The sequence below is a fragment of the Azospirillum sp. UFLA03-27 genome (genome assembly GCF_059803775.1).
Genome location: NZ_JAUQTX010000114.1, coordinates 1 through 19,896, shown reverse-complemented (window position 1 = coordinate 19,896; position 19,896 = coordinate 1). Strand labels below are relative to the sequence as shown.

At 69.1% G+C, this 19,896-nt stretch carries 17 protein-coding genes, 2 tRNA genes and 1 other RNA gene; 9 read left to right on the top strand and 11 right to left on the bottom strand.

Features of this window, described 5'->3' with window-relative positions; all coding sequences use genetic code 11:
* Positions 1 to 67 precede the first annotated feature (67 nt).
* From rnpB to Q4I23_RS17650, 5 genes are all read right to left on the bottom strand, one after another.
* An RNA gene (gene rnpB / locus Q4I23_RS17670) (RNase P RNA component class A) lies at positions 68 to 470 on the bottom strand.
* Positions 471 to 545: 75 nt separating this feature from the next.
* Positions 546 to 1,256 carry an N-acetylmuramoyl-L-alanine amidase gene (locus tag Q4I23_RS17665; RefSeq protein ID WP_498527040.1) on the bottom strand — a complete coding sequence of 237 codons (711 nt, stop codon included), beginning with the start codon at positions 1,254 to 1,256 and terminating at the stop codon, positions 546 to 548.
* Positions 1,257 to 1,263: 7 nt separating this feature from the next.
* The gene (locus Q4I23_RS17660; RefSeq protein WP_174439575.1) at positions 1,264 to 2,142 is read right to left on the bottom strand and encodes a DMT family transporter; all 879 of its coding nucleotides are present in this window, start codon (positions 2,140 to 2,142) and stop codon (positions 1,264 to 1,266) included.
* Positions 2,139 to 3,965 carry an ATP-binding cassette domain-containing protein gene (locus Q4I23_RS17655; protein WP_498527039.1) on the bottom strand — a complete coding sequence of 609 codons (1,827 nt, stop codon included), beginning with the start codon at positions 3,963 to 3,965 and terminating at the stop codon, positions 2,139 to 2,141. The genes Q4I23_RS17660 and Q4I23_RS17655 overlap by 4 nt, the downstream gene beginning before the upstream one ends.
* Positions 3,966 to 4,084: 119 nt before the next feature.
* Positions 4,085 to 4,822, bottom strand: coding sequence for a TerB family tellurite resistance protein (locus Q4I23_RS17650; protein WP_498527038.1), 738 nt, complete (start codon positions 4,820 to 4,822; stop codon positions 4,085 to 4,087).
* A 322-nt stretch (positions 4,823 to 5,144) separates the two neighbouring features.
* Between Q4I23_RS17650 and Q4I23_RS17645 the strand changes: the two genes are divergently transcribed.
* The 3 genes from Q4I23_RS17645 (at position 5,145) to Q4I23_RS17635 (ending at position 11,110) form a co-directional block, all read left to right on the top strand.
* A complete protein-coding gene (locus tag Q4I23_RS17645) occupies positions 5,145 to 5,699 on the top strand; it encodes a GNAT family N-acetyltransferase (RefSeq protein WP_498527037.1) in 555 nt (184 codons plus the stop codon).
* Positions 5,700 to 5,823: 124 nt separating this feature from the next.
* Positions 5,824 to 9,432, top strand: coding sequence for a hydantoinase B/oxoprolinase family protein (locus Q4I23_RS17640; RefSeq protein WP_498527036.1), 3,609 nt, complete (start codon positions 5,824 to 5,826; stop codon positions 9,430 to 9,432).
* A gap of 274 nt (positions 9,433 to 9,706) precedes the next feature.
* Positions 9,707 to 11,110 carry an FAD-binding oxidoreductase gene (locus Q4I23_RS17635; protein WP_454019289.1) on the top strand — a complete coding sequence of 468 codons (1,404 nt, stop codon included), beginning with the start codon at positions 9,707 to 9,709 and terminating at the stop codon, positions 11,108 to 11,110.
* Between the two features lie 46 nt (positions 11,111 to 11,156).
* Here the strand turns inward: Q4I23_RS17635 and Q4I23_RS17630 are convergent, their stop codons facing one another.
* Positions 11,157 to 12,038, bottom strand: coding sequence for an NAD(P)-dependent oxidoreductase (locus tag Q4I23_RS17630; protein ID WP_498527035.1), 882 nt, complete (start codon positions 12,036 to 12,038; stop codon positions 11,157 to 11,159).
* A gap of 363 nt (positions 12,039 to 12,401) precedes the next feature.
* Here Q4I23_RS17630 and Q4I23_RS17625 point away from each other — a divergent pair, with 363 nt between their 5' ends.
* Together Q4I23_RS17625 and Q4I23_RS17620 are read left to right on the top strand one after the other, a co-directional pair.
* Complete coding sequence (locus tag Q4I23_RS17625) at positions 12,402 to 12,632, top strand: SMc00767 family acetate metabolism repressor (RefSeq protein WP_014241201.1); 231 nt, start codon at positions 12,402 to 12,404, stop codon at positions 12,630 to 12,632.
* Between the two features lie 162 nt (positions 12,633 to 12,794).
* Positions 12,795 to 12,983 (top strand): hypothetical protein, encoded by a 189-nt coding sequence (locus Q4I23_RS17620; RefSeq protein WP_454019291.1) that lies wholly within the window; start codon positions 12,795 to 12,797, stop codon positions 12,981 to 12,983.
* A gap of 27 nt (positions 12,984 to 13,010) precedes the next feature.
* Here Q4I23_RS17620 and Q4I23_RS17615 read toward each other — a convergent pair whose 3' ends face one another.
* A complete protein-coding gene (locus Q4I23_RS17615; RefSeq protein ID WP_454019292.1) occupies positions 13,011 to 15,101 on the bottom strand; it encodes a hybrid sensor histidine kinase/response regulator family protein in 2,091 nt (696 codons plus the stop codon).
* 270 nt (positions 15,102 to 15,371) lie between these two features.
* Between Q4I23_RS17615 and Q4I23_RS17610 the strand changes: the two genes are divergently transcribed.
* On the top strand, positions 15,372 to 15,794 hold the full coding sequence (locus Q4I23_RS17610; RefSeq protein WP_498527034.1) for a carboxymuconolactone decarboxylase family protein: 423 nt from the start codon (positions 15,372 to 15,374) through the stop codon (positions 15,792 to 15,794).
* Between the two features lie 4 nt (positions 15,795 to 15,798).
* On the opposite strand, the gene Q4I23_RS17605 is transcribed toward Q4I23_RS17610, so the two are convergent.
* From Q4I23_RS17605 to Q4I23_RS17590, 4 genes are all read right to left on the bottom strand, one after another.
* Complete coding sequence (locus tag Q4I23_RS17605) at positions 15,799 to 16,212, bottom strand: hypothetical protein (RefSeq protein ID WP_454019293.1); 414 nt, start codon at positions 16,210 to 16,212, stop codon at positions 15,799 to 15,801.
* A 121-nt stretch (positions 16,213 to 16,333) separates the two neighbouring features.
* Positions 16,334 to 16,410: transfer RNA gene (locus Q4I23_RS17600), tRNA-Pro, on the bottom strand.
* Between the two features lie 206 nt (positions 16,411 to 16,616).
* Positions 16,617 to 16,693: transfer RNA gene (locus Q4I23_RS17595), tRNA-Pro, on the bottom strand.
* A gap of 109 nt (positions 16,694 to 16,802) precedes the next feature.
* The gene (locus tag Q4I23_RS17590) at positions 16,803 to 17,819 is read right to left on the bottom strand and encodes a polyprenyl synthetase family protein (protein ID WP_498527033.1); all 1,017 of its coding nucleotides are present in this window, start codon (positions 17,817 to 17,819) and stop codon (positions 16,803 to 16,805) included.
* Between the two features lie 110 nt (positions 17,820 to 17,929).
* On the opposite strand from Q4I23_RS17590, the gene Q4I23_RS17585 reads away from it, so the two are divergent.
* Genes Q4I23_RS17585 through Q4I23_RS17575 form a run of 3 tightly spaced genes read left to right on the top strand, consistent with a single transcriptional unit; the run spans position 17,930 to position 19,815 of the window.
* Positions 17,930 to 18,145 carry a putative signal transducing protein gene (locus tag Q4I23_RS17585; protein ID WP_014241194.1) on the top strand — a complete coding sequence of 72 codons (216 nt, stop codon included), beginning with the start codon at positions 17,930 to 17,932 and terminating at the stop codon, positions 18,143 to 18,145.
* 2 nt (positions 18,146 to 18,147) lie between these two features.
* Positions 18,148 to 18,891, top strand: a complete 744-nt coding sequence (locus Q4I23_RS17580) for a tRNA1(Val) (adenine(37)-N6)-methyltransferase (RefSeq protein WP_498527041.1) — start codon at positions 18,148 to 18,150, stop codon at positions 18,889 to 18,891.
* Between the two features lie 51 nt (positions 18,892 to 18,942).
* Positions 18,943 to 19,815 carry a S49 family peptidase gene (locus Q4I23_RS17575; RefSeq protein ID WP_498527032.1) on the top strand — a complete coding sequence of 291 codons (873 nt, stop codon included), beginning with the start codon at positions 18,943 to 18,945 and terminating at the stop codon, positions 19,813 to 19,815.
* The last annotated feature ends 81 nt before the right edge of the window (positions 19,816 to 19,896 follow it).

The following is a 19,896-nucleotide window of genomic DNA, read 5'->3' as shown; positions in this document are numbered from 1 at the left end:
AGGGGGGGCCATCCCAGTCCCGCGCCGCGGAAAAGGGGTGTCCGGTGATCCGGAGGTGGTGGGGATAAACGCCAGATGGCCTGTAAGCCGGGTTTTGTCCTCAGGTTACCCTGATGGATGGCCATTCATCTGGGACGCCGGTTGCCCGGCGCCTCACGCAACCAACCCGGGCGGCGGCGCGGAAACGCGCTTGGCCCCAGACCATCCCATAAGAGATGGCGGGCCGTGCCGCCCCTATTCGGTCTTGCTCCCGGTGGGGTTTACCGTGCCGCCCCTGTTGCCAGGCGCGCGGTGCGCTCTTACCGCACCCTTTCACCCTTACCGCCGGCACGAGGCCGGTGGCGGTTTGCTCTCTGTGGCACTTTCCCTAGGGTCGCCCCCGCCGGCCGTTAGCCGGCACCGTGTTTCCGTGGAGCCCGGACTTTCCTCCCCCGATCCAAAAGGTCGAAGGCGGCCATCCGGCCATCTGGCGCGGCACTGTGTATAGGGTCGCCGTTCGATTCGCAACTTCGATTCGCAACGGTGTTCAGGGGCGATTCGGATTCTCAGCGCCCGGTCATCCGCAGCAGCGCGCGCAGGCGGCGCAGCGTTTCCGGATCGGGCTCCCCGGTCAGGCGTTCGGGGTGGAAATGGCGCTGGAAGGACATCAGGACCCGCGATTCGGCGGTGTCGTACCCATAACGTCCCAGAAGCGCCGTCACATCCTCCACGGACTCCGCCGAGTCGACCGGCGAGTCGTCCGCCGCGGTGGGCTGGGGCCACAGCCCGATTCCGCGCGCCGCCAGCCCCGGCCAGTCGAACAGTTCGCCGGGGTCCTCCTTGCGGGCCGGGGCGATGTCGCTGTGGCCGAGCACATCGGCGGGCGCGATTCCATGCCGGCCCATGATGTCCAGGCAGAGATCGGCCACCGCGGCCATCTGGGCGGCGGGAAAGGGGCGGTAGCCGAACTCGTGCCCCGGATTGACGATCTCGATTCCAATGGAGCGGCTGTTGACGTCGGCCCGGCCCCGCCAGGAGGACAGGCCGGCGTGCCAGGCGCGCCGGTCCTCCGGCACATGGGCGTGGATGGCGCCGTCCTCGTCCACCGTGTAATGGGCGCTGACCTGGGCGGCGGGATCGCACAGCCGGCTCAGCGCCGACTCGGCGGTGGGCATTCCCGTGTAATGGAGAATCAGCAGCTCCACCCCCACCCCCTCGGGCCGCGGCCCGTGGTTGGGGGAGGGGCGGTCGATGCATCCGAGGCCCGTAAGCGTCATGGTGTCCTCAGGTCGGATTCGTCACCTTCTCCGCCAGCGCCGTGGGGCGCCGCTTCACGATGACGGCCATGCCGCCCACGGTCAACAGCCCGCCCAGGACCAGACGGAGCGTGAAGGGATCGTCCATCAGCAGAACGCCCGCCAGAACGCCAAAGACCGGCACGGTCAGCAGGAAGGGCATGGTCTGGTTGACCGAGTATTTGCGCAACAGCGGGTACCACATCCCATAGGCGCCGATGGTGACGCCCACCGCCATGTAGGCGATGGCGCCCCAGCCCCACAGGGTGGCGTCGGTGAGCGCGGCCATCTGTCCTTCCTCGAACAGGAGGGAGAGCAGAAGCAACTGCGGGGCCGCGAACAGCGCCATCCAGCCGTTCAGCGCGAAGCCGTCCACCCCGACGATCAGCTTCATCTGGATGCTGGCGACGGCGAAGGCGAAGCTGGCGCCGAGGATCATGAACAGCGACAGCAACGATCCGGACAGTCGCGGCTCGCCCGCGATGACCATGACGCCGGCGAAGGCGGCGGCCATGCCGGCGGCGCGGCGCCAGCCCAGCTTGTCCTTGAAGACCAGCGCGGCCAGCAGGGAGGAGAAGGGCACCTGCGCCTGCGCGGCCAGCGAGGCGGTGGCCGCATCGATGCCGTTCAGCCCGGTGAACATCAGCGGGAAATGCACGGTCCCCAGCGTCACCGACAGGATCGCGATGGGCCGCACCGCGCTCCAGGGAATCCGCTTGAAGGGCAGGATCAGCGCCGCCACCGCGATGAAGCGCAGCGCCATGATGAACAGCGGCGGGAATTCCGCCAGACCCCATTTGGCAACGACGAAGTTCAGGCCCCAGGTCGCCATGACCAGGAGCGCCAGCAGCGAGTCGCGCAGACTCATCCGCGGCCGCCTTCCAGCTCCTCGCGCAGGGCCTCCAACTCCAGCCAGCGCTCCTCGGCGGCGGCCAGCTCGTTTTGTTTCGCCTGCAACTGATCGGACGTCTTCTGGAACTTGGCGGCGTCGCGGGCGAACAGGTCGGGGTCGGCCAGCGCCGATTCGAGCTTCGCCACCTCGGCGGTCAGCTTGTCCATGCGGGCGGGCAGGTCGTCCAGTTCGCGCTGGTCCTTGTAGCTGAGCTTGCCCTTCGGCTTGGCGGCCGCCGGGGCGGCGGCGGGCTTCGCCTTGGCCGGGGCGGCGGCCTTCTCCTTGGGCGGCGGGCGCTGCACCAGATAGTCGGAATAGCCGCCGGGATACTCGGCGATCACCCCGTCCCCCTCCACCGCGATGGTGCTGGTGACCAGCCGGTCGAGGAAGTCGCGGTCGTGGCTGACCAGCAGAAGCGTGCCCTGATAGTCGCCGAGCACATCCTCCAGCAGGTCCAGCGTGTCCATGTCGAGGTCGTTGGTCGGCTCGTCGAGGATCATCATGTTGCTGGGCCGCGCGAACAGCCGGGCGAGCAGCAGCCGGTTGCGCTCACCGCCGGACAGGGCCTTGACCGGGCTGTCGAGCTGGCGCGTGTCGAACAGGAAGTCGCGCATGTAGCCGGCGACGTGGCGCGGCTGGCCGTTGACCATCACGCTGTCGCCGCCGAAGGGGCACAGCACCTTGCGGATGGTGTCCTCGGGGTCGAGCCCGTCGCGCCGCTGGTCGAAATAGGCGGTTTCCAGGTTGGTGCCCAGCCGGATCGTGCCGCTGTCGGGCTCCATCTGGCCGGTCAGCATCTTCAGCAAGGTGGTCTTGCCGGCACCGTTCGGCCCGATCAGCCCCACCCGGTCGCCGCGCAGGATGCGGGTGGAGAAGTCGTTGACGATGGTCTTGCGGCCGTCCGCCGTGTCGAAGCCCTTCGAGATGTGCTCGGCCTCGATGACCAGCCGGCCGCCGCGCTCAGCCTCGGCGACGGCGAGCTTGGCCTGCTGGCCGCCCTTGATGCGCTCGGCGCGGTCGGTGCGGAGCTGGAGCAGGGCGCGCACGCGGCCCATGTTGCGGGTGCGCCGGGCCGAGATGCCCTCGCGCAGCCACTTCATTTCGCCTTCGATCTTGCGGTTCAGCTTCTGGGCGGCGATCTCCTCCGATTCGAACACCTCGGCCTGCCAGGTCTCGAACTCGGCGAAGCCGCGGTCGGTGGCGCGCACCGTGCCGCGGTCCAGCCACAGCGTCCGCTTGGCCAAGCGGTTCAGGAAGCTGCGGTCATGCGAGATCAGCAGAAGGCCGCCACGGTAGGCCAGCAACTCCTCCTCCAGCCACTCGATGGTGGGCAGATCGAGGTGGTTGGTCGGCTCGTCCAGCAGCATCACGTCGGGGGCGCCGACCAGCGTGCGGGCCAGCGCCGTGCGCCGCGCTTCGCCGCCCGACAGCGTGTTGGGGTCGAGATGGCCGGGCACCTGGAGCCGGTCCAGCACGGCGTCCACCCGGTGCGTCTCGTCGCGCTCGTCGGCGGGCAGGCCGGCGGCGACGTAGTCGTGGACGGTGGCGCAGCCGGTGAAGTCCGGCTCCTGCGGCAGGTAGGCGATGCGGGCGCCGGGCTGGGTGAAGACGGTACCGCCGTCCGGCTGGATCATGCCGGCCAGCACCTTCATCAGCGTGGACTTGCCGGACCCGTTCCGCCCGACCAGACAGGCCTTGTCGCCCCGCCCGATGGACAGGTCGATGGTTTCGAACAGCGGACGGCCACCGAAGGTGACGGACACGCCCTGGAGCGCGGTGATCGGAGCGGGAGGAGCCATGACCCAACGATACGGTGTGCGGAGGTGTGCTTATATAGCGTGCGGTCCACAGGCTCGCGACACCCGATTGCGCCGGGGCGGGGATGCGTCGGCCGGGAAGGAAGGCGCGACGCCTGGCTTTAGCCGCGCGCGCGCTCCTTCTCGATCCGGTCGAAGGCGGCGTTGATGGCGGCGACCTTCTGCGTCGCCAGATCCACGAACTCCTGTGGCATGCCCTGGGCGATCAGCACGTCCGGGTGATGCTCGCGCACCAGGCGCCGGTGGGCGGCCTTGATCGCCTCGTCGCTGGCCCGGCGGGAGACGCCGAGCACGCCGTAGGGGTCGGTCTCGTTCGGCGTGCCGGCGATGTGGTGGCCAGCGACGATGCGTTCGAATTCGTCGTCGGTGAAGCCGAAGATGTGGGCGACGGTGCGCAGATACTCGACTTCCGTCTCGTGCAGTTCATCGTCGGCCTCGGCGATGGCCAGCAGGCTGTCGAGCAGCTCCTCCAGCACGGCGCGGCGGTCCTCGAACAGGCCGGCGATCTGCTGGGCGTATTCCTCGAAGCCGTGGGTGTCCTTGCGGGCGAGGTCGAAGACGTGGCCCACCGTGTCCAGCTCCTCCGGCGGGACGCGGAACAGGCGCTTGAAGGTATCCACCTCAACCCGCTTCACCACGCCGTCGGCGCGGGCCATCTTCGCCGACAGGGCGATCACGCCGATGGTGAAGGCGATGGACTTGGTGGCGTCCGCCGGGCCGCACAGGCCGCGGATGCCGCGCCCCATCGCGTAACCGGCGGCCAGACCGATCAGGCCCCCGATCGGCCCGCCGATGGTGAAACCGGCCGCCCCGCCCAGGACGCTGCCCCAGATGCTCATTTTTATCCGCCTTTCGACCGCTTGAGCAGCATACCGGCAGTCCGGCATCGCGCCAACCGGCCCATACTTTTTCGTTGTTTCCCAAAAATCTTCGTGCGCCGCGCCCTTTTCATCCGTTGGAGGTATGGGATTTTCCGGCGAGGCGGGATGTTGCTGCGCTGCAACAGAGTCGTGCCGTCGTCGCCAGGGGCCTTGTCCTTGGTGCCCGTCTTCTCCATGTTGCACCGCAACAAAAGAGGGCGGCCGGTCCAGGCCGCCGATGGGGAAGCGGACGACGCGAAGCGGTGCGATGTCCCGAATCACCAGCGCCACGAGTCCTCCCATGTCCGCCATCCGCAAGCTTCTCCCCACCGAGCGCGGTAAGTACCGCGCGCATCTGCTGCGGCTGGACAAGGCGGACCGCTACGCCCGCTTCACCGGCACCGTCTCCGACGAGGTCATCGTCAAACATTGCGAGTCGCTCGACTGGACGCGGACGACGCTGCTCGGCCTGTTCGACCGCGGCGAACTGCGCGGCGCGGTGGAGCTGTGCTTCGACCGGCTGCTGTGGCCGGGTGCCGCGGAGCTGGCGATCAGCGTCGAAAAGGGGTTTCAGGGGCGGGGTGTCGGCTCCACCCTGGTTCGCCGCTCGCTGTCCATCGCCGCCAACCGGGGCATCCGGCAGGTCCATATGATGTGCCTGGCCGACAACACCCGCATGCGCGCCCTGTCGCGCCGCTTCGGCGGAACGATGGAGCGCGACGGCGGCGAATTCGCCATCACTTTCGATCTGCCGCGGCCCTCCCAGGTTTCGCTGGTGCTGGAGGCGTTCGAGGACGGGGCGGGTGCGGTGAACGCCGTGCTGGACGGATTGCCCGCGCTGCTCAAGGCGGCCTGACCGGACGGGCAGGAGGAGGGGGCGCATCCCACCCTTTCGTGCACCCCGTCTTGACCCGCGGCGGCGTATCGTCACACTCCCGTCAAGACATCAGGCGTCGAGACAAGACATCAGGGAGTTGGGTATGGCGTCCCAAGCGCAGGGCCGGTGGCAGTTCTGGATCGACCGCGGCGGCACCTTCACCGACATCGTGGCCAAACGCCCGGACGGGTCGGTGGTCACGCACAAGCTGCTGTCGGAGAATCCGGAACGCTACCGCGACGCCGCCATCCAGGGCATCCGCGACCTGCTGGGCCTCGCCTCCGGCCAGCCGATCCCGGCGGAGGCGGTCGAGGCGGTGAAGATGGGCACGACCGTCGCCACCAACGCGCTTCTGGAGCGCAAGGGCGAGCGCACGCTGCTGCTCATCACCGAAGGGCTGGGCGACCAGCTCCGCATCGGCTACCAGGCCCGCCCGAAGATCTTCGCCCGCCACATCGTCCTGCCCGAGCTGCTGTACGAGCGGGTGGCCGAGGTGCCGGAGCGGATCAAGGCCGACGGCACGGTGCTGAAGGCCGTGGACCTGCGCGCCGTTCGGGTCCAGCTGGAGCAGGCCTACCAGGACGGCTTCCGCGCCGCCGCGGTGGTGCTGATGCACGGCTACCGCTTCCCGGACCATGAGAAGCAGGTGGCGGCGCTGGCCCGCTCCATCGGCTTCACCCAGGTGTCGGTCAGCCATCAGGTCAGCCCGCTGATGAAGATCGTCGGGCGCGGCGACACCACGGTGGTGGACGCCTACCTGTCGCCGATCCTGCGCCGCTATGTGGAGCAGGTGGCGGGGGACCTCTCCGGCGTGCGGCTGATGTTCATGCAGTCGAACGGCGGGCTGACCGACGCGCGCTGGTTCCAGGGCAAGGACGCCATCCTCTCCGGCCCGGCGGGCGGCATCGTCGGGGCGGTGCGCACCGCGCGCATGGCCGGCTTCGACCGGGTCATCGGCTTCGACATGGGCGGCACCTCCACCGACGTGTCGCACTACGCTGGGGAGTATGAGCGCGCCTTCGATACGGTGGTGGCCGGGGTGCGGATGCGCGCCCCGATGATGCACATCCACACTGTGGCGGCGGGCGGCGGCTCGGTCTGCTTCTTCGACGGGGCGCGCTTCCGCGTCGGGCCGGAGAGCGCCGGGGCCAACCCCGGCCCGGCCTGCTACCGCCGCGGCGGGCCGCTGACCGTGACCGACTGCAACGTGATGGTCGGCAAGCTGCACCCCGACTTCTTCCCTCACGTCTTCGGGCCGGAGGCCGACCAGCCGCTCGACGCTGTCATCGTGCGCGAGAAGTTCGCCGAGCTGGCCGAGGAGGTGAATGAGGCGCTGGGCACCGAGATGACCCCGCATCAGGTGGCCGAGGGCTTCCTGAAGATCGCCGTCGACAACATGGCGAACGCCATCAAGAAGATCTCGGTGCAGCGCGGCTACGATGTCACCCAATACACGCTGAACGGCTTCGGCGGGGCGGCGGGGCAGCATGTCTGTCTGGTCGCCGACGCGCTGGGCATGCGCAAGGTCTTCCTGCACCCGCACGCCGGCGTGCTGTCCGCCTACGGCATCGGCCTCGCCGACACGGTGGCGATCCGCGAGCGCGCGGTGGAGGCGCGGCTCGACGCCGCGCTGGTCGAGGAGCTGACCGCCACGCTTGCCGCCTTGGAGGCCGAGGGGCGCATGGAACTGCTCCGCCAGGGCGTTCCGGAGGGACGGCTGGCAGTGCTGCGCAAGGCGCACATCAAGGTGGAGGGCTCCGACAGCCCACTGGTCGTCGATTTCGGGCCGCTCGACGCCATGGCCGCCGCCTTCGAGGCGGCGCACCGCCAGCGCTACGGCTTCATGATGGAGGGCAAGGCCCTGGTGGTCGAGGCCGTGTCGGTGGAGGCGGTGGGCCGCACCGAGAGCGCCGACGACGAGGACCTGCCCAGCGTCACCGGCGCCCTGCCGCGCCGCCTCGCCACCGTCACCCTGCACACCGGCGGCGCCGACCGCGAGGCGCCGGTCTACGACCGCGACCGGCTCCAGCCCGGCAACCGCGTGACCGGTCCCGCCGTCATCAAGGAGAAGATCGCCACCACGGTGGTCGAGCCCGGCTGGATCGCCGAGGTGACGCGCAAGAACCACCTCGTGCTCACCCGCTTCGAGGAACTGCCGCAGCGCCTCGCCATCGGCACCAAGGCCGACCCTGTGATGCTGGAGGTCTTCAACAACCTGTTCATGTCCATCGCTGAACAGATGGGCTTCACGTTGGAGAAGACCGCTTACTCGGTGAACATCAAGGAGCGGCTGGACTTCTCCTGCGCCCTGTTCGACGCGGACGGCGGGCTGATCGCCAACGCTCCGCACATGCCGGTGCATCTCGGCTCGATGGGCGAGAGCGTGCGCGCCATCGTCGAGCGGCGCCAAGGGGAAATGAACCCCGGCGACGTCTACATGCTGAACGACCCCTACCACGGGGGCACGCATCTGCCGGACATCACCGTCATCACCCCGGTCTTCGACGAGGCCGGCGAGCGGGTGCTGTTCTACGTCGCCTCGCGCGGGCATCACGCCGACGTCGGCGGGATCACCCCCGGCTCGATGCCGCCGGACAGCACGACGATCGATCAGGAGGGCGTCCTTCTCGACAACATCCAGCTCGTCGAGCGGGGCCGCTTCCTGGAGGAGGAGGTCGTCGCTCTCTTCACCGCCGGGCCGCAGCCGGCGCGCAACGTGGCGCAGAACCTGGGCGACCTGAAGGCCCAGATCGCCGCCAACGAGCAGGGCGCGCGCGAGCTGCGCCGCATCGTCGCCCAGTTCGGGCTGGAGACGGTCAACGCCTACATGAAGCTGGTCCAGGACAACGCCGAGGAGCAGGTCCGCCGCGTCATCGACGTGCTGACCGACGGCGAGTTCGTGCAGGAGCTGGACAACGGCGCGGTCATCAAGGTCCGCATCACCATCGACAAGGACGAGCGGTCGGCGCGGGTGGACTTCACCGGCACCAGCCCGCAGCTCACCAGCAACTTCAACGCCCCGACGGCGGTGTGCCGGGCGGCGGTGCTCTACGTCTTCCGCACGCTGGTGGACGACGAGATTCCGATGAACGAGGGCTGCCTGAAGCCCATCGAGATCGTCATCCCGCCGGGCACCATGCTGTCGCCCAGCTATCCCGCCGCGGTGGTGGCCGGCAACGTGGAGACCAGCCAGTGCGTCACCGACGCGCTGTACGGCGCTCTCGGCGTGCTGGCCTCGGCCCAGGGGACGATGAACAACACGACCTTCGGCAACGAGCGCTACCAGTATTACGAGACGGTCTGCGGCGGCTCCGGCGCCGGTCCCGGCTTCGACGGGACGGACGCGGTGCACACCCACATGACCAACTCGCGTCTGACCGACCCCGAGGTGCTGGAATGGCGCTTCCCGGTGCTGCTGGACAGCTTCCGCATCCGCCGCGAATCGGGCGGGGCGGGGCGCTGGCGTGGCGGCGACGGGGTGGTGCGGCGCCTGAAGTTCCTGGAGCCGATGACCGCCGCCATCCTGTCCAACCACCGCCGGGTGCCCCCCTTCGGCCTGAAGGGCGGCGCCCCCGGCCAGATCGGCCGCACCTGGGTCCAGCGCACCGACGGCTCGGTGGAGGAGCTCGGCCCCCAGGACAAGACCGCCATGGGGGAGGGCGACGTGCTGGTCGTCGAGACGCCGGGCGGCGGCGGCTACGAGGAGGCGTGACGGGGAGAATCCCTCTCCCGCCCCGTGAGAGGGAAGGAGCCCGCGCAACGCGCGGGAAGGGTGAGGGTAACACCGAGAATCAGCACCTGATCCTTGCGCAACCCTCACCCGCCCGCTGCGCGGGCACCCTCTCCCGGGGCGGGAGAGGGGATCAAAGCGCAAGCCCCCCACCCATGCGCGCGAGTCGCTTGTCTGCGCGGGCGGCGGGGCTTAGCTTCTCCGGTCCTACCACCGCACGGCATCGTGCCAAAAGGACCCCCGGGGAGATTCGTCCATGACCGCCGTACCCGCCACCCAGCCTCGCGTCGCCTTCACCGACGAGATGAAGGCCGAGTTCAAGGCCCTGCTTGGGGACCGCTTCACCACCGCCGCAGCGGTGCGCGAGCATCACGGCAAGGACGAGTCCTACCACCCCAATTTCCCGCCCGACGGCGTCGCCTTCGCCACCTCCACCGAGGAGGTCAGCGCCATCGTCAAGCTCTGCGCAAAGCACAAGCTGCCGATCATCCCCTTCGGTACCGGCACCTCGCTGGAGGGCGGCGTCGCGGCGCTGGCCGGCGGCGTCTGCATCGACGTGTCGAACATGAAGGAGGTCCTGCGCGTCAGCCCGGAGGACCTCGACGTCACCGTCCAGGCCGGCGTGACCCGCAAGCAGCTCAACGAGCATCTGCGCGACACCGGCCTGTTCTTCCCCATCGACCCCGGCGCCGACGCCTCGCTCGGCGGCATGGCCTCCACCCGCGCCAGCGGCACCAACGCCGTGCGCTACGGCACCATGCGCGAGAACGTGCTGGGGCTGACCGTAGTGCTGGCCGACGGCCGGATCATCAAGACCGGCGGGCGCGCCCGCAAGTCCGCCGCCGGCTACGACCTGACCCGCCTGTTCGTCGGGGCGGAGGGCACGCTCGGCATCATCACCGAGGTGACGCTGCGCCTCTACGGCATCCCGGAGGCGATCTCGTCGGCGGTGTGCCCGTTCAACGACATCCGCGGCGCCGTGGACACAGTGATCCAGACCATCCAGTCCGGCATCCCCGTCGCCCGCATCGAGCTGCTGGACGAGGTCCAGATGGACGCGGTGAACAAGTATTCCAAGCTGGATTACAAGGTCGCCCCGACCCTGTTCTTCGAGTTCCACGGCACCGCCGCCGGGGTGAAGGAGCAGGCGGAGATGGTCGCGGCCATCGCCGCGGAGTTTGGCGGTAGCGAATTCACCTGGGCAACCCGTCCGGAGGACCGTTCCAAGCTCTGGCAGGCCCGCCACGACGGCTATTACGCGGCGCTGGCGCTGCGCCCCGGCTCCAAGGGCTGGCCGACCGACGTCTGCGTGCCGATCTCGCGGCTGGCCGACTGCATCCTGGAGACCAAGAAGGACATCGCCGAATCCTCGATGCTGGCCCCGCTGGTCGGCCATGTCGGCGACGGCAACTTCCACCTCGTCTACGTCATCGACCCCGACAAGCCGGAGGAACTGGCCGAGGCCAAGCGCCTGAACGACCGCATGGTCGACCGGGCGCTCGCCATGGGCGGCACCTGCACCGGCGAGCACGGCATCGGCTACGGCAAGATGGAGTTCCTGGAGAAGGAGGCCGGCGACGCCTTCGCCGTGATGGGCGAGCTGAAGCGTGCCTTTGATCCGGAGAACCGGATGAACCCCGGCAAGGTCGTCCGCATCTGAGGTGAGAGAAGGGGAAGCGCCGCGGCGCTCCCCTTTCCTTTTTTGTTCAACGCGTCATGCGCGTCATCAGGCTGGAGGTGTCCAGCCGGTTGCCACCCATCGCCTGGACATCGGCGTAGAACTGGTCGACCAGGGCGGTGACGGGCAGGCTGGCGCCGTTGTTGCGGGCCTCGCCCAGCACGATGCCCAGGTCCTTGCGCATCCAGTCCACGGCGAAGCCGAAGTCGAATTTGCCGTCCAGCATGGTCTTGGCGCGGTTGTCCATCTGCCAGGACTGCGCCGCCCCCTTTCCGATCACGTCCACGACCTTGTGCCCGTCCAGCCCGGCCTTCTGCGCGAAGGCCATGCCCTCGGCCAGCCCCTGGAGCAGCCCGGCGATGCAAATCTGGTTGACCATCTTGGTCAGCTGGCCGGCGCCCGCCGGACCCATATGGGTGACGGAGCGGCCGTAGCAGGCCATCAGCGGCTGGGCGCGGGCGAAGGCGTCGGCGTCGCCGCCCACCATCACCGTCAGCACCCCGTTCTCCGCCCCGGCCTGCCCGCCGGACACCGGCGCGTCGAGGAAGAACAGGCCGCGCGCGCGGGCCAGCTCGGCCATCTCGCGCGAGACGGTGGCGGACACGGTGGAATGGTCGGCGACGATGGTGCCGGGCTTCATGGCGCCCATCGCCTCGCCGGCGACCGCCCGCACGTCGTCGTCGCCACCGACGCAGAGGAAGACCACCTCGGCGTCGTGTGCGGCCTCGGCGGGTGTCGGGGCGCTGGTGCCGCCGAAACGGGCGGTCCAGGCCTCGGCCTTGGCGGCGGTGCGGTTGAAGACGGTCACCCGGTGGCCGCCCCGGACGGCCAGATGGCCGGCCATGGGAAAGCCCATGGTGCCAAGCCCCAGAAAGGCGACGGAGCGGGAATCGGTCGCGGTGTCGGCCATGGTCCTGTCTTTCTTCGTTGTATCGGCTGCGGATCGTTTTTGTCGGCGTCTGCCCTTGGACGGCAAAGCTAGGCCGGGAGCGCGCCCCGATCAAACGCCGTCCGTCAAACGCAGTGCGATTGAAGCGCGGCGGGATCCTTCCCCCATCCGGCATCCCCGGGCAGCGGCACTCTGCCGCGGGAGGCATGACTCTTTCGAACGAGGTTGTCTTGCCGCGCCCTTGCTACCGGCGCGTGATGTGTTAAGACGTAAATGCCGGGTTTGCAGCGCAGCACCCGGCCATGCCGGCGCAACGGCGCCGGTGAACCAGGGCAGAGCCGGGGCCGCAAGACCCGGGCCGGAGAACAAGGGAAGGATAGCCGCATGACGAATCAGTCGGGTTTCCAGGATGCGCCGCCGGACGAGCGTTCGAACCTCACGGACGAGCAGGAAAGCGCCATCCGCGTCCTCGCCAACAGCCTGCACCGCCTGAACGACGCCGTCGTCAAGGCCGTGGAAGCCGGCGTGACGGTCGAGCTGATGCGCACGGCCCGCTATCACAACGCGACGGGCAACTGGGGCGACCAGCTCACCCCGATGATCCGCACCAAGTAAGCGGCTCATCCCATCCGACCGGAGGGCCTCCCGTCCGAAAGGGCAGGGGGCCTTTCTCTTTTCGGCATGCCCCATCCTGCCCCATCATTGTTCCCGTTGCGGTGCGGAACCGTGGCGCCCTTCACCGGTTCCTTCCATTTGGCCCCCAGCAAGGAAACGGTCATGAAGGACGCTCAGAACCACACCCCGCAGCGTCACGGGCAGCGTCAGGGCATGAACGACCGCGAAGCGTTCTGGCGCATGCACTGCCTGTCGGAACCGACCTTCACCGACCTCACCCACGGCATCTTCCTGGGGTTGATCTGGTCGGCGGTGCTGTGGGCGCCGATGTTCATCAGCGTCCTGCTCTGACCCGTCCTTCCGGTCGCACGGCCCCGGTCAGGCGGTCTTCGCGGTGCGCAGAAGGGCGCGGACGCGCGCGGCGAGCTGGTCCGGGGTGAAGGGCTTGGGCAGGACGGCGGCGTCGGCCTTCAGGCCGGTCAGCGATTCCGGGCTGTAGCCGGAAATCAGCAGGACCCGGATGCCGGGCCAGCGCTCCTGGACCCGCCGCGCCAGATCGATTCCCGACACGCCGTAGGGCATCACCACGTCGGTCACGATCACGTCGAAAGCGGTGTCCTGCTCCAGGATCTCCAGGGCGGCGGCGCCGTGGTCGGCGGTCATCACCTCGAAGCCCTCCTGGGTCAGCCCCTCCACGGTGGCCATCAGGACCAGCGCGTTGTCCTCGACCACGAGCAGGCGGACCGGGCCGCTCGGAGCCGCCTCCACCGCGTCCGGCACGGCTTCCGGCTCCGGCGCCCGGCCGGACACCGGCAGGGTCACGCGGACGACCGTGCCGCGGCGCGGCGCGCTGGAAATGGTCGCGTTGCCGCCCGACTGCCGGGCGAAGCCGTAGACCATCGACAGGCCCAGACCCGTCCCCTTGCCGTGCGGCTTGGTGGTGAAGAAGGGCTCGAAGGCGCGGGCGGCGACCTCCGGGGGCATGCCGCCGCCGGTGTCGGTGATCTCCAGAACGGCCAGCGGGCCGTCGGGCGTTTCCTCCTGCCGGACGGCGATGCGGATGCGCCCGCCCTCCGGCATCGCGTCGCGGGCGTTCACCACGAGGTTCAGCACCGCCAACTCCAGTTGGACCGGGTCCACCTCCACTCGCAGCGGGGCGCTGGGAAGCGCCCAGTCCAGCGCGATGTCGGCGCGGATGGAGCGTTCCAGAAGATCGGCCATGGCGCGGAGGGCATCCCCCAGATCGACCACCTTGGGGTCCACCGCCTCCTGGCGCGAGAAGGCCAGCAACTGCCCGGTCAGCGTCCGGGCGCGCTCCAGCGCGGTGCGGGTGCCGTCCAGATAGCGCGCGCCCTCCGCCGGCAGATGCCGTTCCATCAGATGCAGATTGGCCAGGGCGGCGGTCAGCAGGTTGTTGAAGTCGTGGGCGACACCCCCGGTCAACTGGCCCAACGCCTCCAGCTTCTGCGACTGGCGCAGCGCGTTCTCCAGGGACTCGCGGGCGCGGGCCTCATCGGTCCAGCGGCGGACGGCCCGCATCTCGCTCTGCGCGCGGCGCAACGCCAACAGGGTGATGCCGACCAGAGCCAGCATCGCCGGCACGGTGAAGGCGGCGTATGTCAGGACGTTGTGCGCCCATCCGGCCCGGATCTCGGCGATCGGGATGCCATAGGTGACGTAGATCGGGTAGGGCGCGACCTGCATGAAGCCGTTGAGCCTCGGCATGCCGTCCATGCGGCCCCGCGTGCGGAACACGCCTTCGGTCTTCCCGGCCGCCATGGCGCCGAGCAGGAAGCTGTCCGAGGCATGACGGGCCTGCCGGTCGCCCATCGAGGGGAAACGGACCAGAACCGAGCCGTCGCCACGGACGAGGGAAATCGCCTCCTTCGGACCGGCGACGACGAGTTGATAGAAATCGGCCAGATAATCGGTCAGCACCGCGGTCAGCAGCACGCCGTTGAACGGCCCATCCGGGCCGCCCGCGGCGGCGCGGCGGCGCGTGACGTTGAACTGCCGTTTGCCCGACCCGCGCCCGGTGATCGCCTCGCTGACGAGGATGCCGGCGTCGCCGGCCGCCTGGGTGCGGAAATACTCCCGGTCGCCGACGTTGATCAACGGGGCGGGAAACAGGCGGTTGTCGTTGCGCAGCGTGCCGTTGGGATCGACCAGCCCGACGACGCCGATCTGTGGAAGCTCCTCGACCAGCGTCCTCAGATAGCCGTGCAGGTCATCGGACCGGCCGATTTCGTCCCAACTCATGCCGGTGGTCCGCTCGTCCAGCCGGTCCAGGACCTGCTCGACCGTGTCGAAGACCTTCTGCATGTGCTCGTGCAGAATCAGCACGGTCTTGCGGATGTTGCGCTCCGCCTGCGCTTCCTCCTCTTGAAAGTCGCGCCAGGCGATGGCGGTGAACAGCAGGGCGGGGACCAGGACGGAGGCCACCAGCAGGATGCGCAGAAGGCGCACCATTCTCGCTGATTCGGTTGCCAGGGCGGAGAGGTAACGAAGAGGCATGGGCTGCGGTGTTGGAGGCGGGGAACGCGATCACGGGTGGCGATGGGGCGGGGCGCCATGCGCGGGCCACCGTGGCCCAGAAGCTATGCCGGTCCGTGGCAGCCGGGGCAACCTGAACTTTCCGGCGGCCCTATGACTTTCAGTGGGGGACGCCATGGGGATATGGCCCTTCCCATGGCTCCGCAGGGCGGAACCGGAGACAATGCCGCAGCACCGGACGTCCTCATGACCGTTCAACCTGCCGCGGAGAGCACCATCATGCCCCTGAAGCCCATCGAGCACGCCGACGCCGCACCCGAGGTGCGCGCCGTCTACGACGACATCAAGGCGGCCCGCAACGTGCCGGACGTCAACAATTTCTGGAAGATGGCCGCCCATCACCCGCCCACGCTGAAGCGCACCTGGGAGAGCCTGAGGGAGGTGATGGCCCCCGGCGCGCTGGACCCGCTGGTCAAGGAGATGATCTTCGTCGCGGTCAGCGTGACCAACGGCTGCGACTATTGCATCCGCTCGCACGAGGCGGCGGCGCGCCGCGCCGGCATGACCGACGCCCAGTTCGGCGAGCTGATGGCCGTCGTCGGCATGGCGAACGAGACCAACCGCCTCGCCAAGGGCTATCAGGTGGAGATCGACGAGGCGCTGAAGTAGCCCGTCACGCGATGTCGTCGAGGGCGTCCTCCAGCGACGGGTAGATGCCCTCGGCCATTGAACCGTCCACCCGCACCGGCCGGGGCAGGACCGCCACGGCGTCCAGCGCGCCGCGCAGCGTCAGGCCGGTGACCTCCACGAAGCCGCCGCGGTTGCCGTAGCGCCCGGCGGTCCATTCCGCCCGGTCGGGGTCGCCGGACAACCGCCCGTTGCAGGTGATCATCTCGTGGGTGTCATCGCCGCCGCGCCGGTTCCAGGCCATGCCGCCGCCCACGCCGCTGCCGATGTCGCGGGGACGGAAGCCGTGGGGCTGGAGCAGGTCGCGCACCGCGCGGGACACCACGACGGCCTTGGGGTCGATCTCCGTCCCCACCGGGCCGCCCGCTGCCTGGGGTTCCTGTCCGATCGCCTGTTCCATGGGTCTGCTCCCCGTCTTGTGTCGCTTACCAGGGAGAACAGGCGGGAGCGCGGCCTGTGCCGCAGCAGCGGAGCGGAAAAGCGAAAGGGCCGATGCGTTGCCGCATCGGCCCTTTTCGTGTTGGTCGGAGAGAGAGGATTCGAACCTCCGGCCCCTGCCTCCCGAAAGCAGTGCTCTACCAGGCTGAGCTACTCTCCGGTCCAGTCGGTGCCGCCGTTGCCAGCGTCGCCGTGGAGCGGGTGTATAGACCCATTGCCCGCGGGCTGCAATGGGAATAAGCGGCATTTGCGGAATGTTTTTTTGCCGGGACCGCGAAAGCCGGTGCGGAGGCCGCTGCAACGGCTGGTTGGCCGGGCCGGAAAAGCGAAAGGGCCGATGCGTTGCCGCATCGGCCCTTTTCGTGCTGGTCGGAGAGAGAGGATTCGAACCTCCGGCCCCTGCCTCCCGAAAGCAGTGCTCTACCAGGCTGAGCTACTCTCCGGTCCGTCGGTGGCGCCGTCGCCAGCGTCACCGTGGGCCGCGTATATAGCCGCTCGATCCGGGGGCTGCAACGTGAAAATCACCCCCGGTGGCGAAAAAGTTCCCAGAGCTTAGAAATCGCGCTCGATCACGAAGTCCAGCACCTCCAGCAGGGCGGTCTTCACCGGCGTGTCCGGGAACAGGCCCAGCGCGTCGCGCGCGATGGAGCCATAATGGCGCGCGCGCTCCACGGTGTCCTTCAGCGCGTTGTGCCTGGCCATCAGCTCCTGGGCGCGTTCCAGGTCGCCCTCCTGCTGGTCCAGCTCCTCCATGGTGCGGCGCCAGAAGGCCCGCTCCTCGTCGTTGCCGCGGCGGAAGGCCAGCACGACCGGCAGGGTGATCTTGCCCTCGCGGAAGTCGTCGCCGACCGTCTTGCCCAGCTTCGCCTGGAAGGCCGAATAGTCGAGCACGTCGTCGACGAGCTGGAAGGCGATGCCCAGGTTCATGCCGTAGTCGTAGAGCGCCAGCTCCTCCGCCTGCGGGCGGTCGGCCACCACGGCGCCGACGCGGCAGGCGGCGGCGAACAGCTCCGCCGTCTTGGCCTTGATGACCTCCAAATAGGCCTGCTCGCTGGTCTCGGTGTCGTTGGTGGTGCGCAGCTGCAGCACCTCGCCCTCGGCGATCACCGCGGACGCCTTGGAGAGGATGCGCAGCACGTCGAGCGACCCAACCTCCACCATCAGCTCGAAGCTGCGGGAGAACAGGAAGTCGCCGACCAGCACGCTGGCCTTGTTGCCGAACACCGCGTTGGCCGAGGCGAGCCCGCGGCGCAGGTCGCTCTCGTCCACGACGTCGTCGTGCAGCAGGGTGGCGGTGTGGATGAACTCCACCACCGCGGCCAGCATCTTGTGGTCCTCGCCCTTGTAGCCGCACAGCTCGGCGGCGGCGAGGGTGAGGACGGGGCGCAGGCGCTTGCCGCCGGCGGCGATGAGGTAGCCGGCAAGCTGCGGGATCATATCGACGGACGAATGCATCCGCTGGACGATGATCTCGTTCACCGCGCTCAGGTCATCGGCCACCAGGGCGGTCAGATCGTCGAGCGGGGTGGACTTCCGCCGTTTCGGCTCGAGGTTGGTCACGACCGCCAAGGTCGACTCCAATGATGATTGACGTGACGAATTCCGGCAGGGAGCATAACGGCATAGCCTCTTCGGTCAAGTCCGCAAGGCGAATAAGGGCACAGAACAGCCGGGATTTCATGAAGGAACTTCTGCGCACCACCGATCCGGTCCGTCTGAGCTGGCTTCTCGCCCTGCTGACCGACGCGGGAATCGAGGGGATCGTGCTGGACACCCACACCAGCATCCTGGAGGGCTCCATCGGCGCCATTCCCCGCCGCCTGATGGTGGCCGAGGAGGATCATGCGGCCGCCTGTCGCCTGCTGCGCGACGCCGGGGAGGAACTGGGGGCGTGACGATGGAAAGCGACGGAGCGTTCGACACGCTCCTGGATGGCCGCGTCCGCCTGCACCAGCCGCAGGCCGGCTACCGCGCCGCCATCGACCCGGTGCTGCTCGCCGCCTTCACCGCCGCCGGGGCGGGGGAGCGGGTGTTGGACGTCGGCACCGGCACCGGGGCGGCGGCGCTGTGCCTCGCCGCCCGTGTGCCGGGTGTCATGGTCGTCGGGCTGGAGAAGCGGGCGGAGGCGGCGGACTTCGCCCGGCGCAACGCCGCCCTCAACGGGCTGGATGGCCGGGTGGGCGTCCTTGAGGGCGACCTGCTGGCCCCGCCGCCGCAGCTGGTCGCGGGGAGCTTCGACCGGGTGATGATGAACCCACCCTATCTGCGCGCCGGGGCGGCCAGCGTCCCGCCCGACCCTTGGAAGGCCGCCGCCAACGTGGAGGGGGAGGCGGGCTTGGCCGCCTGGGTGCGTTTCGCCGCCGTGATGCTGAAGCCGCGTGGCACGCTGACCATGGTCCACCGCGCCGACCGGGTGGACGAGATCCTGGCCGCGCTGCACGGCGCCCGATTCGGGGCCCTGACGCTCGTCCCGCTCTGGCCGAAGGCGGGGGAGGAGGCGCGGCGCATCCTGCTGGCGGCGCGGAAGAGTGGGCGCTCGCCGGCGCGATTCAGCGCCGGGCTGGTGCTGCACGGCTCCGACGGCGCCTACGGCGGGCAGGCGCAGCGGATTCTGCGCGACATGGAACCGCTGATCGCTTAAGCCAACGCTTTCAATCCGGCGTCAGCGCCACCATTTCAACCGGCGATGAACATGACGAAGCTGCTCGCCAAACTCCCGTTCGGCCCCTGGCGCGACGCCGGGCCGATCGTGTCCGTCCTCCGCCTGTCCGGTGTCATCGGTCAGGCCGGAGCCTTCCGCCAGGGTCTCACCATGGCCAACATGGCCGGGCTGATCGAACGCGCCTTCGCGCCGAAGGGTCAGGCGGCGGTGGCGCTGGTCGTCAACTCGCCGGGCGGATCGCCGGTGCAGTCGGCTCTGATCGCCAAGCGCATCCGCGACCTCGCCACCGAGAAGAAGGTGCCGGTCTTCGCCTTCTGCGAGGACGCGGCGGCGTCCGGCGGCTATTGGCTGGCCTGCGCGGCGGACGAGATCTGGGCGGACGAGAGCAGCATCCTGGGCTCCATCGGCGTGGTGTCGTCGGGCTTCGGCGCACACGAGTTCATCCAGCGCTACGGCATCGAGCGGCGGCTCTACACCGCGGGCGACAAGAAGGTGATTCTCGACCCCTTCTCGCCGGAGCGGGAGGACGGGGTGGCCCATCTCAAGGCGATCCAGGTGGAGATCCACGACGCCTTCAAGGCCATGGTGCGCGACCGCCGTGGCGCCCGCCTGTCCGGAGCGGAGGAGGAGCTGTTCTCCGGCGCCTTCTGGGCGGGGCGGCGCGCGCTGGAACTGGGGCTGATCGACGGTATCGGCGACCTGCGCACCGTGCTGCGCGGCCGCTTCGGCGAAAGGGTCCGGCTGCGCGTGGTGCAGGAGGACCGGCGCTGGTTCCGCCGCATGGGCTTCCGCGTGGACGCGCCGGTGGGCACGGCGGTGCTGGACCGTCTTGCGGCGGACCTCCCCGCGGCAGCTCTGTCCGCCGTCGAGGAGCGCGCGCTCTGGTCGCGCTACGGCCTCTGAGTTTTCCGTTTGTGGTCGCCGTGAGGCCCCCACCCTAGCCCCTGTCTCTTATACACATCTCCGAGCCCACGAGACTATAAC

Coding starts and splice junctions, on each gene's coding strand:
- Q4I23_RS17665 (WP_498527040.1), bottom strand. CDS start 1,256: ATGACGCTTACGGGCCTCGGATGCATCGACCGCCCCTCCCCCAACCAC.
- Q4I23_RS17660 (WP_174439575.1), bottom strand. CDS start 2,142: ATGAGTCTGCGCGACTCGCTGCTGGCGCTCCTGGTCATGGCGACCTGG.
- Q4I23_RS17655 (WP_498527039.1), bottom strand. CDS start 3,965: ATGGCTCCTCCCGCTCCGATCACCGCGCTCCAGGGCGTGTCCGTCACC.
- Q4I23_RS17650 (WP_498527038.1), bottom strand. CDS start 4,822: ATGAGCATCTGGGGCAGCGTCCTGGGCGGGGCGGCCGGTTTCACCATC.
- Q4I23_RS17645 (WP_498527037.1), top strand. CDS start 5,145: ATGTCCGCCATCCGCAAGCTTCTCCCCACCGAGCGCGGTAAGTACCGC.
- Q4I23_RS17640 (WP_498527036.1), top strand. CDS start 5,824: ATGGCGTCCCAAGCGCAGGGCCGGTGGCAGTTCTGGATCGACCGCGGC.
- Q4I23_RS17635 (WP_454019289.1), top strand. CDS start 9,707: ATGACCGCCGTACCCGCCACCCAGCCTCGCGTCGCCTTCACCGACGAG.
- Q4I23_RS17630 (WP_498527035.1), bottom strand. CDS start 12,038: ATGGCCGACACCGCGACCGATTCCCGCTCCGTCGCCTTTCTGGGGCTT.
- Q4I23_RS17625 (WP_014241201.1), top strand. CDS start 12,402: ATGACGAATCAGTCGGGTTTCCAGGATGCGCCGCCGGACGAGCGTTCG.
- Q4I23_RS17620 (WP_454019291.1), top strand. CDS start 12,795: ATGAAGGACGCTCAGAACCACACCCCGCAGCGTCACGGGCAGCGTCAG.
- Q4I23_RS17615 (WP_454019292.1), bottom strand. CDS start 15,101: ATGGTGCGCCTTCTGCGCATCCTGCTGGTGGCCTCCGTCCTGGTCCCC.
- Q4I23_RS17610 (WP_498527034.1), top strand. CDS start 15,372: ATGACCGTTCAACCTGCCGCGGAGAGCACCATCATGCCCCTGAAGCCC.
- Q4I23_RS17605 (WP_454019293.1), bottom strand. CDS start 16,212: ATGGAACAGGCGATCGGACAGGAACCCCAGGCAGCGGGCGGCCCGGTG.
- Q4I23_RS17585 (WP_014241194.1), top strand. CDS start 17,930: ATGAAGGAACTTCTGCGCACCACCGATCCGGTCCGTCTGAGCTGGCTT.
- Q4I23_RS17580 (WP_498527041.1), top strand. CDS start 18,148: ATGGAAAGCGACGGAGCGTTCGACACGCTCCTGGATGGCCGCGTCCGC.
- Q4I23_RS17575 (WP_498527032.1), top strand. CDS start 18,943: ATGACGAAGCTGCTCGCCAAACTCCCGTTCGGCCCCTGGCGCGACGCC.